Source organism: Burkholderia stabilis (assembly GCF_001742165.1).
Classification (GTDB): domain Bacteria; phylum Pseudomonadota; class Gammaproteobacteria; order Burkholderiales; family Burkholderiaceae; genus Burkholderia; species Burkholderia stabilis.
Genome location: NZ_CP016442.1, coordinates 3,786,087 through 3,801,332 on the forward strand (window position 1 = coordinate 3,786,087; position 15,246 = coordinate 3,801,332).

Here is a 15,246-nt window from a genome sequence, read left to right on the forward strand (position 1 = left end):
TGCTGCCGCGCTTGCAGCCGGCAGGGGCGCCGGCCTATGATCCGCGCTTCTCGGGCGGATTGAAGGGCAGGTGGCCGATGCAGGGGTGGAAGCGGTATGCGCTCGCGTTGAGCGCGGGGTGGATGCTGGCGTCGTCCGCGTTTGCCGGCGGCGAGCCGGTGCGGATCGCGCTGATCGAAGGGATGTCGGGCCCGTTCGCGAACGCGGGTGCGGCGGTCGAGCGCAACCTGCGCTTCGGCGTCGAGCAGGTCAACGCGGCGGGCGGCGTGAAATTGCGCGACGGCGCGCATCCGCTCGAACTCGTCGTGCTCGACAGCAAGGGCAGCCCGGAAGAGGCGCTCGTGCAGTTGCGCGCGGCCGCGGACCGGCATATCGGTTTCGTCGCGCAGGGCAACAGCTCGGCCGTCGCGGCGGCGCTCGTCGCGGCGCTCGACAAGCTGAACGCGCGCGATCCGGACAACCGGATGCTGTTCCTCAACTATTCGGCCGACGATCCGGCGCTGACGGGCGCGCGCTGCAGCTTCTGGCACTTCCGCTTCGACGCGCATGCGGGGATGCGGATGGCTGCGCTCGCGGATGTGATGGCGCGCGACCGCGCGCTGCGCAAGGTCTACCTGCTGAACCAGGACTACAGCTTCGGCCACGACGTCAGCGCGCTCGCGCGACAGGCGCTGGCGGCGCGGCGCCCGGACGTGACGATCGCGGGCGATGAATTCCACCCGATCGGGCGGATCAAGGATTTCTCGCCATACATCGCGAAGATCCGCGCGAGTGGCGCGGACGCTGTCGTGACCGGCAACTGGGGCAACGACCTCACGCTGCTCGTGAAGGCGGCGCGCGAGCAGGGGCTGAATGCGAAGTTCTATACGTTCTACGGCAACAGCCTCGGTGCGCCGGCGGCGCTGGGCGATGCGGGCGTCGGGCGGGTCGTGGCCGTGGCGGACTGGCATCCGAACGCGGGCGGCGCAAAATCGGATGCGTTCTACCGCGCGTTCCGGTCCCGTTTCCCGGCCGCGCAGGACGACTATCCGGTGCGACGGATGAGCCTGATGGTCGAGATGCTGGCCGCCGCGATGAACCGCGCGGGTTTGGCCGACCCGGTCGCGGTCGCGCGCGCGCTCGAAGGCTTGTCGTTCGACGACGGCTTCCATGCGTCGCGAATGCGCGCGCAGGATCATCAACTGATCCAGCCCCTTTACGTGATGGAGATGGACAAGGCCGGCACGCCGGGCGTGCGCTTCGACAACGAAGGCTCGGGCTACGGCTTCCGGACGGTGCTCGCGGTGCCGGCGCCGCGCACGGAGATGCCGTCGGCATGCTCGATGACGCGCCCGTGACAGGGGGCGGTAAGAACGGTGGGGAGTTGTGCTACAATGCCCGCCGGTTGTAAGTCACGGCACGGCCATTCTTCCGTGTCCGCCTGTTCAGTTAGAAAGGAAATCACATGTCTGTTGCAGATATCAAGAAGTCGGAAGTCGTTGCTCAGTTCGCCCGCGCTACCAACGACACGGGTTCGCCCGAAGTCCAGGTCGCACTGCTGACCGCACGTATCGTCGAACTGACGGGTCACTTCAAGACCCACGCGAAGGATCACCACAGCCGCCGCGGCCTGCTGCGCATGGTGAGCCGCCGCCGCAAGCTGCTCGACTACCTCAAGGGCAAGGATGCCGACCGTTACCGCGCACTGATCGAGAAGCTGGGTCTGCGTAAGTAATCGAGGCGATTGCCGCCAGCAAGATGCCTGTGTCAGTCCGCTGATACAGGCATTTTGTTTTTGCGCGGTGCGTAGCGTCACACGCACCGCAGGCTGTCCGGCACGTTGGTGCGGGGCTGCCGCACGGCTGATACCGGGGTCGGGATTTGTGTCATTCCAGCGCGTCGCTGCAAGAGCGCCGCGCTGGAATGGCATAAAAAACACACCTTGCTCCGGGTGATTCGGTCGGGACGCCGCCGCGCGGGATGGCCGGCGCGGCGAATGAAATGCATGAATTACAAAGGAGCAACCATGTCCATGTTCAACAAGGTCGTGAAGGAATTCCAGTGGGGCCAGCACAAGGTGCGCCTCGAAACCGGTGAAGTCGCTCGCCAGGCGAGCGGCGCCGTGATCGTCGACGTCGAAGATACCGTCGTGCTGGCAACCGTCGTCGGTGCGAAGTCGGCGAAGCCGGGTCAGGACTTCTTCCCGCTGACCGTCGACTACCTCGAAAAGACCTACTCGGCCGGCAAGATCCCGGGCGGCTTCTTCCGCCGCGAAGGCCGTCCGTCGGAACACGAGACGCTGACGTCGCGCCTGATCGACCGTCCGCTGCGCCCGCTGTTCCCGGAAGGCTTCTACAACGAAGTCCAGGTCGTGATCCACGTGCTGTCCGTGAACCCGGAAATCCCGGCGGACATCCCCGCGCTGATCGGCGCATCGGCTGCGCTCGCCGTGTCGGGCCTGCCGTTCAACGGTCCGGTCGGTGCCGCGCGCGTCGCGTACATCGACAACGCATACGTGCTGAACCCGACGCGTGACCAGATCAAGGCATCGAGCCTCGATCTCGTCGTCGCCGGTACGGAGCGCGCCGTGCTGATGGTCGAATCGGAAGCCGATCAGCTGTCGGAAGAAGTGATGCTGGGCGCCGTGGTGTTCGGTCACGAGCAGATGCAAGTCGCGATCGACGCGATCCACGAACTGGTGCGCGAAGGCGGCAAGCCCGAGTGGGACTGGCAGCCGGCGCCGAAGAACGAACCGCTGATCGCGCGCGTGACCGAGCTGGCGCAGAACGACCTGCTCGCCGCTTACCAGCTCCGCGACAAGCAGGCTCGCTCGACGAAGCTGAAGGAAGTCTACTCGGCGACCTCGGCGAAGCTCGAGGAAGACGCGCAGGCAGCCGGTACGGCAGCAGCCGACAAGGCTACCGTCGGCAACGTCCTGTTCGACATCGAAGCGAAGATCGTCCGTTCGCAGATCCTGAACGGCGAGCCGCGCATCGACGGTCGCGACACGCGCACCGTGCGCCCGATCGAAATCCGCACCGGCGTGCTGCCGCGTACCCACGGCTCGGCGCTGTTCACGCGCGGCGAGACGCAGGCGCTGGTCGTCGCGACGCTCGGCACGAAGGGTGACGAGCAGATCATCGACGCGCTCGAAGGCGAATACCGCGAGCGCTTCATGCTCCACTACAACATGCCCCCGTTCGCGACCGGTGAAACGGGTCGCGTCGGCTCGCCGAAGCGCCGCGAAATCGGCCACGGCCGCCTCGCGAAGCGCGCGCTGGTCAAGTGCCTGCCGAGCGCCGACGAATTCGGCTACTCGATCCGCGTCGTGTCGGAAATCACCGAGTCGAACGGTTCGTCGTCGATGGCATCGGTGTGCGGCGGCTGCCTCGCGCTGATGGACGCCGGCGTGCCGATGAAGGCGCACGTCGCGGGTATCGCGATGGGCCTGATCCTCGAAGGCAACAAGTTCGCGGTGCTGACCGACATCCTCGGCGACGAAGATCACCTCGGCGACATGGACTTCAAGGTGGCCGGCACGGAGCAAGGCGTGACGGCGCTGCAGATGGACATCAAGATCCAGGGCATCACGAAGGAAATCATGCAGGTCGCGCTCGCACAGGCGAAGGAAGGCCGCATGCACATCCTCGGCAAGATGACGTCGGCGGTTTCGGGTGCGAACACGCAACTGTCGGAATTCGCGCCGCGCATGATCACGATCAAGATCAACCCGGAAAAGATCCGCGACGTGATCGGCAAGGGTGGTTCGGTGATCCGCGCGCTGACGGAAGAAACGGGCACGACCATCGACATCTCGGATGACGGTGTCGTGACGATCGCGAGCACGAACAGCGACGGCATGGCCGAAGCGAAGAAGCGCATCGAGCAAATCACGGCCGAGATCGAAGTCGGCCAGGTGTACGAAGGTACGGTGCTCAAGCTGCTCGATTTCGGCGCGATCGTGAACCTGCTGCCGGGCAAGGACGGCCTGCTGCACATCTCGGAAATCGTCAACGAGCGCGTGAAGGACATCAACGACTACCTGAAGGAAGGCCAGCAAGTTAAGGTCAAGGTAATCCAGACGGACGAGAAGGGTCGCGTGCGTCTGTCGGCAAAGGCGCTGCTGAATGAAGCAGCGGCGGCGTCGCAGTCGGACACGCCGCCGCAGCAGTAAGCGGGTAGGCGGACCAACGGCCGGCAGTGCGAAAGCGTGCCGGCCGTTTTTTCTGTAGCATCGTTGTGCGGCGCAGCAGCGCCGGCGAGGCGCCCGTGCCGCGTGCGCGGGCGCGCCATCCGATTCCGATCCTGGAGCGACCCTCACCATGAAAGCCATCGAAATCACCGAATTCGGCGCCCCCGACGTGCTGAAGCTTGCGGAGCGTCCGCGCCCCGAACCGAAGCGCGGCGAAGTGCTGATCAAGGTGGCGGCTTCCGGCGTGAACCGGCCCGACGTGTTTCAGCGCAAGGGCGCCTATGCGCCGCCGCCGGGCGCGTCGGATCTGCCGGGCCTCGAGGTTGCGGGCGAGATCGTCGGCGGCGACCTGTCCGATGCCGCGCTGAACCCGTTCGGCCTGAAGCTCGGCGATCGCGTGTGCGCGTTGCTCGCGGGTGGCGGTTATGCCGAGTACGCGGTCGTGCCGCTGCCGCAGTGCCTGCCGGTGCCCGACGGGTTGACCGATATCGAGGCCGCATCGCTGCCGGAAACGTTTTTCACCGTGTGGAGCAACGTGTTCGACCGTGCGCAACTCGGCGCGGGCGAGGGTGGCGAGCAGGAGACGCTGCTCGTGCAGGGTGGCTCGAGCGGCATCGGCGTGACGGCGATCCAGATCGCGCATGCGCTCGGCTTTCGCGTGTTCGCGACGGCCGGCACTGCCGACAAATGCCGTGCGTGCGAGGCGCTCGGCGCCGAACGCGCGATCAACTACAAGACCGAGGATTTCGTCGAGGTCGTGAAGTCGCTGACGCACGATCGCGGCGTCGACGTGATCCTCGACATGGTGGCGGGTTCGTACGTGCCGCGCGAACTGTCCGCGCTCGCGGACGGCGGTCGTCTCGTGCTGATCGCGCTGCTCGGCGGCGCGAAGGCCGAGGTCAACCTGGGCGAGATCCTGCGTCGCCGGCTGACGGTGACCGGTTCGACGCTGCGGCCGCGCCCGGTCGAGTTCAAGGCGCGCATCGCTGCGCAGCTGAAGGCGCGCGTGTGGCCGCTGATCGCCGACGGCCGCATCAAGCCGGTGATCTACCGCGTGCTGCCGGCTGCGGAGGCTGCGCAGGCGCACGCGCTGATGGAAAGCAGCGAGCATACCGGCAAGATCGTGCTCGATTGGGGTACGAACGCCTGACGGCCCGTGCGGCCGGACTTGACATGCGCGGTTTGACCGGGTCAAGCCGTGCGCAGTAAAATCGCGGGTTTGCTTCGCCAGATCAAACCTGACGGCCGGTTTCCGGCGCGTTAATGACACAGCGGTGACGAGACAGACACGATGTCGAAACAGAGAACAAAGCGGGTGATCGGCAACTGGAAGATGCACGGCCGGCTGGCCGGCAACCAGGCGTTGCTGAACGAAGTGGTGCAGGGCGCGGGCGCGGTGGCGGCCGAAACGTCGATCGGCGTGTGCGTGCCGTTCCCGTATCTCGCGCAGGTTCAGGCGCAGCTTGACGGCGGCCGTGTCGCGTTCGGCGCGCAGGACGTGTCCGCGCACGAACAAGGTGCGTTCACCGGCGAAGTGGCGGCCGCGATGGTTGCGGAGTTCGGCGCGCGCTATGCGATCGTCGGTCACTCGGAGCGTCGTGCGTACCACGGCGAGACCAGCGAGACGGTCGCCGCGAAGACGCAGCGCGCGCTTGCGGCGGGTCTTACGCCGGTCGTGTGCGTGGGCGAGACGCTCGACGAGCGCGAGTCGGGTGCGACCGAGCAGGTCGTCGGCGCGCAGCTCGACGCCGTGCTGGCCGTGCTGACGGTCGAAGATGCCGCGCGCATCGTCGTCGCATACGAGCCGGTGTGGGCGATCGGTACGGGCAAGAGCGCGACGTCGGCGCAGGCGCAAGACGTGCACGCGTTCCTGCGTGCGCGTCTGGCGGCGAAGGGTGCGGCGGACGTGTCCGTGCTGTACGGCGGCAGCGTGAAGCCGGACAACGCGGAAGAGCTGTTCGCGCAGCCGGACATCGACGGCGGCCTGATCGGCGGCGCGTCGCTGAAGGCGGAAGATTTCCTGGCGATCTGCCGGGCCGCGCGTTGAGCGGTCCGCGATCGAATTGAACCATGACGGCGGCCGGTCGATCCGGTCGCCCGATCCAATTGGGTGGGTGTGATGCTGTTATTCAAAACGCTGATTATTGTGGTGCAGGTGCTGTCTGCACTCGGTGTGATTGGTCTCGTGCTGCTGCAGCACGGCAAGGGTGCCGACATGGGCGCCGCATTCGGCAGCGGTGCGTCGGGCAGCCTGTTCGGTGCGACGGGCTCGGCGAACTTCCTGTCGCGCACGACGGGCATTCTCGCGACGATCTTTTTTATCGCGACGCTCGCGCTGACGTACCTCGGTTCGTACAAGTCGACGCCGTCGGCAGGCGTGCTCGGCGCGGCTGCGACCGCACCGGCATCGGCGCCCGCAGCGTCGGTGCCGGCCGTCGCGGCGTCCGCTGTCGCGGGTTCGGCTGCGAGCGCGCCGGGCCAGGACGTCCCGAAATAAAAAGTTAAAATTTTTGCGTTTGTGCGTTGAACAATTCTGGAAGTCGGGTTAGAATTTAATTCTTGAAGCGATTCGCGGGAAACAAGCAACACAACCCGAGTTGCATGCAGTGCCGACGTGGTGAAATTGGTAGACACGCTATCTTGAGGGGGTAGTGGCGAAAGCTGTGCGAGTTCGAGTCTCGCCGTCGGCACCAAAGTTACTCAATGCCAGCCGCTTCTAGTGGCTGGCATTTTTCATTTCTGGGGTGTGCTTGCGGTTGTCTTGCGATCGCATGCACTCCGAAATGATCCCTTCCGCCGGATAGTGGTATTCTCCGGACGCTCAGAACCAACCGATAGAGGATTGCCTTGAACCTCGCAGCCTATTACCCCGTCTTGTTGTTCCTCCTCGTGGGCACTGGTTTAGGTATAGCGCTGGTCAGCATCGGCAAGCTCCTTGGCCCCAACAAGCCGGACGTCGAGAAGAACGCACCGTACGAGTGCGGCTTCGAAGCCTTTGAAGACGCCCGGATGAAATTCGACGTCCGGTATTACCTCGTCGCCATCCTGTTCATCATCTTCGATCTCGAAACCGCATTCCTGTTTCCGTGGGGCGTCGCGCTCCGGGACATCGGCTGGCCGGGTTTCATCGCAATGATGATTTTTCTGCTCGAATTCCTGCTGGGCTTTGCCTATATCTGGAAGAAAGGCGGGCTCGACTGGGAGTGATGGGTTAATCGCCGGTTTGCATGGGCGGCCACGCTCGGTCGCTCGTCTGGAGTGGAAAGCAAATGAGTATCGAAGGGGTCTTGAAGGAAGGGTTTGTCACCACGACGGCTGACAAGCTGATCAACTGGACGCGTACCGGCTCGCTGTGGCCGATGACGTTCGGGCTCGCGTGTTGCGCCGTCGAGATGATGCATGCGGGCGCCGCCCGTTACGATCTGGACCGGTTCGGCGTCGTGTTTCGTCCGAGCCCGCGTCAATCGGACGTGATGATCGTCGCCGGCACGCTCTGCAACAAGATGGCGCCCGCGCTGCGCCGCGTGTACGACCAGATGGCCGAGCCGCGCTGGGTGATCTCGATGGGATCGTGCGCGAACGGCGGTGGTTACTACCACTACTCGTATTCGGTGGTCCGCGGCTGCGACCGGATCGTGCCGGTCGACGTCTACGTGCCGGGCTGTCCGCCCACGGCCGAGGCGCTGGTCTACGGCGTGATCCAGCTTCAGGCGAAGATCCGCCGCACCAATACCATCGCCCGTCAATAAAGCCCCGAGCGTCCCCTCAATATGGCAAGCAAAATCGAGACCCTCAAGGCAAACCTCGAAGCCGCGCTCGGCGCGCGCGTGGTGAGCCTCACCGAAGCGATCGGTGAACTGACGCTCGTCGTGAAGGCGAGCGATTACCTCGAAGTCGCAAAGATGCTGCGCGACGATCCGAAGCTCCGTTTCGAGCAACTGCTCGATCTCTGCGGCGTCGACTACCAGACCTTCGGCGACGGCGCCTACGACGGCCCGCGCTTCGCGGCCGTGTCGCACCTGCTGTCGGTCACGAACAACTGGCGCCTGCGCCTGCGCGCGTTCGCGCCGGACGACGACCTGCCGATCGTGGCGTCGCTGGTCGACATCTGGACCTCCGCGAACTGGTACGAGCGCGAAGCGTTCGACCTGTACGGCATCGTGTTCGAAGGCCACCCCGACCTGCGCCGCATCCTCACCGACTACGGCTTCATCGGCCACCCGTTCCGCAAGGACTTCCCGGTGTCGGGCTACGTCGAAATGCGTTACGACCCGGAAGAGAAGCGCGTCGTGTACCAGCCGGTGACGATCGAGCCGCGCGAAATCACGCCGCGCGTGATCCGCGAGGATCGCTATGGCGGTCTGAAACATTAAGGGGGCGTCATGGCAGAAATCAAGAACTACACGCTCAACTTCGGCCCGCAGCACCCGGCAGCGCACGGCGTGCTGCGCCTCGTGCTCGAGCTCGACGGCGAAGTCATCCAGCGTGCCGATCCGCACATCGGCCTGCTGCACCGCGCGACCGAAAAGCTCGCGGAATCCAAAACCTTCATCCAGTCCGTGCCGTACATGGACCGTCTCGACTACGTGTCGATGATGGTCAACGAGCACGGCTATGTGCTCGCGATCGAAAAGCTGCTCGGCATCGAAGTGCCTGAGCGCGCGCAGTACATCCGCGTGCTGTTCGACGAGGTCACGCGCGTGCTGAACCACCTGATGTGGATCGGCGCACACGCACTCGACGTCGGCGCGATGGCGGTGTTCCTGTATGCCTTCCGCGAACGCGAAGACCTGATGGACGTGTACGAAGCGGTGTCCGGTGCCCGGATGCACGCGGCGTATTACCGCCCGGGCGGCGTCTACCGCGATCTGCCTGACGCAATGCCGCAATACAAGGCGTCGAAGATTCGCAACGAGAAGGCGCTCGCGAAGATGAACGAAGCGCGCAGCGGCTCGGTGCTCGATTTCATCGACGATTTCTTCACGCGCTTCCCGAAGTGCGTCGACGAATACGAAACGCTGCTCACCGACAACCGGATCTGGAAGCAGCGTCTGGTCGGGATCGGCGTGGTCAGCCCCGAACGCGCGCTGCAGATGGGCCTGACGGGCCCGATGCTGCGTGGCTCGGGCATCGCGTGGGATCTGCGCAAGAAGCAGCCGTACGAAGTGTACGACCGCATGGATTTCGACGTGCCGGTCGGCGTGAACGGCGATTGCTACGACCGCTATCTGGTGCGTGTCGAAGAAATGCGCCAGTCGGTCCGCATCGCGAAACAGTGTATTGAGTGGCTCCGCAAGAATCCGGGCCCGGTGATGACGGACAATCACAAGGTTGCACCGCCGTCGCGCGTCGGCATGAAAACCAACATGGAAGACTTGATTCACCACTTCAAGCTCTTCACCGAAGGTTTCCATGTGCCGGAAGGCGAAGCCTACGCAGCGGTCGAGCATCCGAAGGGCGAGTTCGGCATCTATCTCGTGTCCGACGGTGCGAACAAGCCGTATCGCCTCAAGATTCGCGCACCGGGTTTCGCGCACCTGGCGTCGCTCGACGAAATGGCGCGCGGTCACATGATCGCCGACGCCGTCACGATCATCGGTACGCAGGACATCGTGTTCGGCGAAATCGATCGCTAATGGTTGCGCCGCCCGCGCGAGCGGGCGGCGAGCAGCAAGTCACACGCGATGCGCGCTGAACCGGCGCGGCTTCGCAGGCTGTCAACAGTGAGCGCCAGGTCTGCCCATGCACCCCAGTGCGGCAGGTTGTTCGTTCGGTAGGAATTGAAAGAGTCGTGTCTGAAAATGATCTCAGCTGAAGGCCTGAAGGAAATCGATCGAGCGTTGACGAAGTATCCCGCCGATCAGAAACAGTCCGCCGTGATGTCGGCGTTGGCCGTTGCTCAGGAAGAGCACGGCTGGCTGTCGCCCGAACTGATGCAGTTCGTCGCGGACTATCTCGGCATGCCGGCCGTTGCCGTGCAGGAAGTCGCGACGTTCTACACGATGTACGAGCTCAACCCGGTCGGCAAGCACAAGATCACGCTTTGCACGAACCTGCCGTGCCAGCTTGGTCCGCACGGCGGCGCGGAAGCGACGGCCGACTACCTGAAACAGAAGCTCGGCATCGGCTTCGGCGAAACCACGCCTGACGGCAAGTTCACGCTGAAGGAAGGCGAATGCATGGGCTCGTGCGGCGATGCGCCGGTGCTGCTGGTGAACAATCACAGAATGTGCAGCTTCATGAGCCGCGAGAAGATCGACCAGCTGCTTGAGGAGCTCTCGAAATGACGTCCCTCCACGACCGTCACATCAAACCGCTGATCCTCGCTGGTCTGAACGGCGAGAACTGGCATCTCGAAGACTACGTTGCGCGCGGTGGCTACAAGCAGCTGCGCCGCATTCTCGAAGAAAAGATCACGCCCGAGCAGGTGATCGCCGACGTCAAGGCGTCGGGCCTGCGCGGCCGTGGCGGCGCGGGCTTCCCGACCGGCCTGAAGTGGAGCTTCATGCCGCGCCAGTTCCCGGGGCAGAAGTACCTCGTCTGCAACTCGGACGAAGGCGAGCCGGGCACGTTCAAGGATCGCGACATCCTGCGCTGGAACCCGCACGCGCTGATCGAAGGCATGGCCATCGGCGCATACGCGATGGGCATCACCGTCGGCTACAACTACATCCACGGCGAAATCTTCGAAGTGTATCGACGCTTCGAGGCCGCGCTCGATGAAGCGCGCGCCGCCGGGTTCCTCGGCGACAACATCATGGGCTCGGAATTCTCGTTCCAGCTGCACGCGCACCACGGTTACGGCGCGTACATCTGCGGCGAGGAAACGGCACTGCTCGAGTCGCTCGAAGGCAAGAAGGGCCAGCCGCGCTTCAAGCCGCCGTTCCCGGCGAGCTTCGGCGTGTACGGCAAGCCGACCACGATCAACAACACCGAGACGTTCGCCGCGGTGCCGTTCCTGCTGTCCATCGGGCCGCAGAATTACCTCGAGATCGGCAAGCCGAACAACGGCGGCACGAAGATTTTCTCGGTGTCGGGTGACGTCGAGCGTCCGGGCAACTACGAAGTGCCGCTCGGCACGCCGTTCGCGACGCTGATGGAGCTCGCCGGCGGGATGCGCGGCGGCAAGAAGATCAAGGCCGTGATTCCGGGCGGCTCGTCGGCGCCGGTGATCCCGGGCGACATCATGATGCAGACCGATCTCGACTACGATTCGATCGCGAAGGCGGGCTCGATGCTCGGTTCCGGCGCGGTGATCGTGATGGACGAGACGCGCTGCATGGTGCGCTCGCTGCTGCGCCTGTCGTACTTCTATTACGAGGAATCGTGCGGTCAGTGCACGCCGTGCCGCGAAGGCACCGGCTGGCTGTATCGCGTCGTGAATCGTATCGAGCACGGCGAAGGCCGTCAGGAAGATCTGGACCTGCTGAACTCGGTTGCCGAGAACATCATGGGCCGCACGATCTGTGCGCTCGGCGATGCGGCGGCGATGCCGGTACGCGGGATGCTCAAGCACTACTGGGACGAATTCGCGTACCACGTCGAGCACAAGCACTGCATGGTTGGCGGCCACGCGCACGCGGCTGCGGCCTGAAGCGAACCCGGTTGCGGAATTTGAGCGCACGGTCGGGCGAAGGCGCGAACGAGCGGAAATAGGTTAAGGACCATTCACCATCATGGTTGAACTTGAAATAGACGGCAAGAAGGTCGAGGTGCCCGAAGGCAGCATGGTGATCCAGGCTGCGCACAAGGCGGATACGTACATTCCTCACTTCTGCTATCACAAGAAACTGTCGGTTGCGGCCAACTGCCGGATGTGTCTCGTCGAAGTCGAGAAGATGCCGAAGGCCGTGCCTGCCTGCGCGACCCCCGTGTCGGCCGGCATGATCGTCCGCACGCAGTCCGACAAGGCTGTGAAGGCGCAGCAGTCGGTGATGGAATTCCTCCTCATCAATCACCCGCTCGATTGCCCGATCTGCGATCAGGGCGGCGAATGCCAGCTGCAGGATCTGGCGGTCGGCTACGGCAAGTCGTCGTCGCGCTACTCGGAAGAAAAGCGCGTGGTGTTCCACAAGAACGTGGGCCCGCTGATCTCGATGGAAGAAATGTCGCGCTGCATCCACTGCACGCGCTGCGTCCGCTTCGGCCAGGAAATCGCCGGCGTGATGGAGTTCGGCATGCTGGGCCGCGGCGAGCACTCGGAAATCACGACGTTCGTCGGCAAGACGGTCGACTCCGAGATGTCGGGCAACATGATCGACCTGTGCCCGGTCGGCGCGCTGACCAGCAAGCCGTTCCGCTACAGCGCCCGTACGTGGGAACTGTCGCGCCGCAAGTCGGTGAGCCCGCACGATTCCGTCGGCGCGAACCTCGTCGTGCAGGTGAAGAACAACCGCGTGATGCGCGTGCTGCCGTTCGAGAACGAAGCGATCAACGAATGCTGGATCTCGGACAAGGACCGCTTCTCGTACGAAGGCCTCAACAGCGAAGAGCGCCTGACGAAGCCGATGCTGAAGCAGGGCGGCCAGTGGATCGAAACCGACTGGCAGACCGCACTCGAATATGTCGCGAAGGGCCTGAAGGGCATCGCTGCGGATCACGGCGCGAACGCGCTGGCGATGCTCGCGAGCGCGCACAGCACCGCTGAAGAGCTGTTCCTCGTGAAGCAGCTCGCCAACGAACTGAAGACGCCGAACGTCGATTTCCGTCTGCGTCAGCAGGATTTCTCGGCGCCGGTCCAGGGCGCACCGTGGCTCGGCATGCCGATCGCCGATCTCTCGAACGTGGATGCCGCGTTCGTCGTCGGTTCGTTCCTGCGCCGCGACCACCCGCTGTTCGCTTCCCGCCTGCGTCAGGCCGCGAAGAGCGGCGCGAAGCTGCACTTCCTGCACGCAACCGGTGACGACGCACTGATCCCGACCGCGCAGCGCATCGTCGCCGCGCCGTCCGCATGGCTCGACGAGCTGGCCGGCGTCGCTGCGGCCGTCGCGCAACTGCGCGGCGTCGCGCTGCCCGACACGCTCGCGGGCGTCACGGCATCACCGGCCGCACAGGCTGTCGCGCAGTCGCTCGCGAACGGCGAACGCCGCGCAGTGCTGCTCGGCAACGTCGCGGTCCGCCATCCGGAATTCGCGAAGCTGCACGCGGTCGCGCAGTGGATCGCCGACAACACCGGCGCCACGTTCGGTTTCCTGACGGAAGCGGCGAACACGGTCGGCGCGCACGTCGTCGGCGCGCTGCCGGGCGAAGGCGGCCTGAACGCACGCGAAGCGTTCGCGCAGCCGCGCAAGGGCTATGTGCTGCTGAACGTCGAACCGGAATTCGACACGGCCGATCCGGCGCAGGCGCTTGCCGCGCTGAACCAGGCCGAGATGGTCGTCGTGATGTCGCCGTTCAAGCACGGCCTCGACTACGCCGACGTGCTGCTGCCGGTTGCGCCGTTCACGGAAACGGCCGGCACGTTCGTCAACGCGGAAGGCACCGTGCAGAGCTTCAACGGCGTCGTGCGCCCGCTCGGCGACACGCGTCCGGCGTGGAAGGTGCTGCGCGTGCTCGGCAGCCTGCTCGGTCTGCCGAACTTCGAATACGAGACGGCGGAAGAAGTGCGTCTCGCAGCGCTCGGCGACGCCGGCGTCGCGGGCCGTCTGTCGAACCAGACGTCGGTCGCTCCGGTGCGCGTCGCGGCGAATGCCGCGAACGGCGGCTTCGAGCGCCTGGCCGATGTGCCGATCTATCACGCCGACGCGCTCGTGCGCCGCGCAGGTGCACTGCACCTGACGGCCGCCGCGAAGGCGGCGAATGCCGCAGCCCTGCCGGCCGCGCTGTTCGACAAGCTGGGCTTGAAGGAGGGCGACGCCGTGCGCGTGCGCCAGGGCGAGCGTGCGGTGCAGTTGCCGGCCGTGCGCGACGCGAATCTTGCGGAGACGGTCGTTCGCGTGTCGGCGGCGACGCCTGCCGGCGCAGCGCTCGGCAGCCTGTCCGGTGAACTGGTGGTGGAGAAGGCGTAAATGAGCTTGTTCGATACGATCAACGCGGGCGGGGCCCAGCTTCTCGGCGTCGCGTGGCCGACGGTGTGGGCAGTCGTGCGCATCCTCGTCGTCTCCGTCGTCATCCTCCTGTGCGTCGCGTACCTGATTCTGTGGGAACGCAAGCTGATCGGCTGGATGCACGTGCGTCTCGGTCCGAACCGCGTCGGCCCCGGCGGCCTGCTGCAGCCGATCGCCGACGTGCTGAAGCTGCTGCTGAAGGAAGTCATTCAGCCGAGCGCCGCCAGCCGCTGGCTGTACCTGATCGCGCCGGTCATGACCGTCGTGCCGGCGTTCGCCGTGTGGGCCGTGATCCCGTTCCAGGCGCAGGCCGTGCTCGCGAACATCAACGCGGGCCTGCTGTACGCGATGGCGATCTCGTCGATCGGCGTGTACGCGGTGATCCTCGCAGGCTGGGCGTCGAACTCGAAGTACGCGTTCCTCGGCGCGATGCGTGCAGCCGCCCAGATGGTTTCGTACGAAATCTCGATGGGCTTCGCGCTGGTGCTCGTGCTGATGACCGCCGGTAGCCTGAACATGTCGGAAATCGTCAACTCGCAGCAGCACGGCTTCTTCGCCGGCCATGGCGTGAACTTCCTGTCGTGGAACTGGCTGCCGCTGCTGCCGGCGTTCGTCGTCTACTTCATCTCGGGCATCGCCGAAACGAACCGCCACCCGTTCGACGTGGTGGAAGGGGAGTCGGAAATCGTTGCCGGTCACATGATCGATTACTCGGGCATGGCGTTCGCGCTGTTCTTCCTCGCCGAGTACATCAACATGATCGTGATCTCGGCGCTGGCTGCGACGCTGTTCCTCGGCGGCTGGGATGCACCGTTCGAGTTCCTGTCGTTCATTCCGGGCATCTTCTGGCTGGTGCTGAAGGTATTCGCACTGCTGTCGGTGTTCATCTGGGTCCGCGCGACGTTCCCGCGCTACCGTTACGACCAGATCATGCGCCTGGGCTGGAAGGTGTTCCTGCCCGTCACGGTGATCTGGGTGGTCGTGGTCGGCTGCTGGATGATGTCGCCGCTCAACATCTGGGTGAAGTAA

14 protein-coding genes and 1 tRNA gene are annotated in these 15,246 nt (G+C 64.8%); all 15 read left to right on the top strand.

The window, feature by feature from the left end:
- Nucleotides 1-77: 77 nt before the first annotated feature.
- The 15 genes from BBJ41_RS17670 (at nucleotide 78) to nuoH (ending at nucleotide 15,246) form a co-directional block, all read left to right on the top strand.
- On the top strand, nucleotides 78-1,337 hold the full coding sequence (locus tag BBJ41_RS17670; protein WP_069747457.1) for a branched-chain amino acid ABC transporter substrate-binding protein: 1,260 nt from the start codon (nucleotides 78-80) through the stop codon (nucleotides 1,335-1,337).
- A 107-nt stretch (nucleotides 1,338-1,444) separates the two neighbouring features.
- Nucleotides 1,445-1,714 carry a 30S ribosomal protein S15 gene (rpsO, locus tag BBJ41_RS17675; protein WP_043188860.1) on the top strand — a complete coding sequence of 90 codons (270 nt, stop codon included), beginning with the start codon at nucleotides 1,445-1,447 and terminating at the stop codon, nucleotides 1,712-1,714.
- Nucleotides 1,715-2,005: 291 nt separating this feature from the next.
- Nucleotides 2,006-4,153, top strand: coding sequence for a polyribonucleotide nucleotidyltransferase (gene pnp / locus BBJ41_RS17680; protein ID WP_069747458.1), 2,148 nt, complete (start codon nucleotides 2,006-2,008; stop codon nucleotides 4,151-4,153).
- A gap of 148 nt (nucleotides 4,154-4,301) precedes the next feature.
- A complete protein-coding gene (locus BBJ41_RS17685) occupies nucleotides 4,302-5,321 on the top strand; it encodes an NAD(P)H-quinone oxidoreductase (protein WP_069747459.1) in 1,020 nt (339 codons plus the stop codon).
- Between the two features lie 141 nt (nucleotides 5,322-5,462).
- Nucleotides 5,463-6,218, top strand: coding sequence for a triose-phosphate isomerase (tpiA, locus tag BBJ41_RS17690; RefSeq protein ID WP_069747460.1), 756 nt, complete (start codon nucleotides 5,463-5,465; stop codon nucleotides 6,216-6,218).
- A 72-nt stretch (nucleotides 6,219-6,290) separates the two neighbouring features.
- Nucleotides 6,291-6,668 carry a preprotein translocase subunit SecG gene (secG, locus tag BBJ41_RS17695; RefSeq protein ID WP_069747461.1) on the top strand — a complete coding sequence of 126 codons (378 nt, stop codon included), beginning with the start codon at nucleotides 6,291-6,293 and terminating at the stop codon, nucleotides 6,666-6,668.
- Nucleotides 6,669-6,779: 111 nt separating this feature from the next.
- Nucleotides 6,780-6,864: transfer RNA gene (locus BBJ41_RS17700), tRNA-Leu, on the top strand.
- 154 nt (nucleotides 6,865-7,018) lie between these two features.
- Nucleotides 7,019-7,378, top strand: coding sequence for an NADH-quinone oxidoreductase subunit A (locus BBJ41_RS17705; RefSeq protein WP_006398798.1), 360 nt, complete (start codon nucleotides 7,019-7,021; stop codon nucleotides 7,376-7,378).
- A gap of 62 nt (nucleotides 7,379-7,440) precedes the next feature.
- A complete protein-coding gene (locus tag BBJ41_RS17710) occupies nucleotides 7,441-7,920 on the top strand; it encodes a NuoB/complex I 20 kDa subunit family protein (RefSeq protein WP_006398799.1) in 480 nt (159 codons plus the stop codon).
- 21 nt (nucleotides 7,921-7,941) lie between these two features.
- Nucleotides 7,942-8,544: an NADH-quinone oxidoreductase subunit C gene (locus BBJ41_RS17715; RefSeq protein WP_011352699.1), complete on the top strand. Its 603-nt coding sequence runs from the start codon at nucleotides 7,942-7,944 to the stop codon at nucleotides 8,542-8,544.
- Between the two features lie 9 nt (nucleotides 8,545-8,553).
- Entirely contained in the window at nucleotides 8,554-9,807 is a 1,254-nt protein-coding gene (locus BBJ41_RS17720; RefSeq protein WP_069747462.1) for an NADH-quinone oxidoreductase subunit D, read from the top strand.
- A gap of 165 nt (nucleotides 9,808-9,972) precedes the next feature.
- Nucleotides 9,973-10,458, top strand: a complete 486-nt coding sequence (gene nuoE, locus BBJ41_RS17725; RefSeq protein WP_006756903.1) for an NADH-quinone oxidoreductase subunit NuoE — start codon at nucleotides 9,973-9,975, stop codon at nucleotides 10,456-10,458.
- Nucleotides 10,455-11,765 (top strand): NADH-quinone oxidoreductase subunit NuoF, encoded by a 1,311-nt coding sequence (gene nuoF, locus BBJ41_RS17730; protein WP_069747463.1) that lies wholly within the window; start codon nucleotides 10,455-10,457, stop codon nucleotides 11,763-11,765. Before nuoE ends, nuoF begins: the two co-directional genes overlap by 4 nt.
- Before the next feature lie 82 nt (nucleotides 11,766-11,847).
- Entirely contained in the window at nucleotides 11,848-14,178 is a 2,331-nt protein-coding gene (gene nuoG, locus BBJ41_RS17735; protein ID WP_069747464.1) for an NADH-quinone oxidoreductase subunit NuoG, read from the top strand.
- A complete protein-coding gene (gene nuoH, locus BBJ41_RS17740; protein WP_069747465.1) occupies nucleotides 14,179-15,246 on the top strand; it encodes an NADH-quinone oxidoreductase subunit NuoH in 1,068 nt (355 codons plus the stop codon).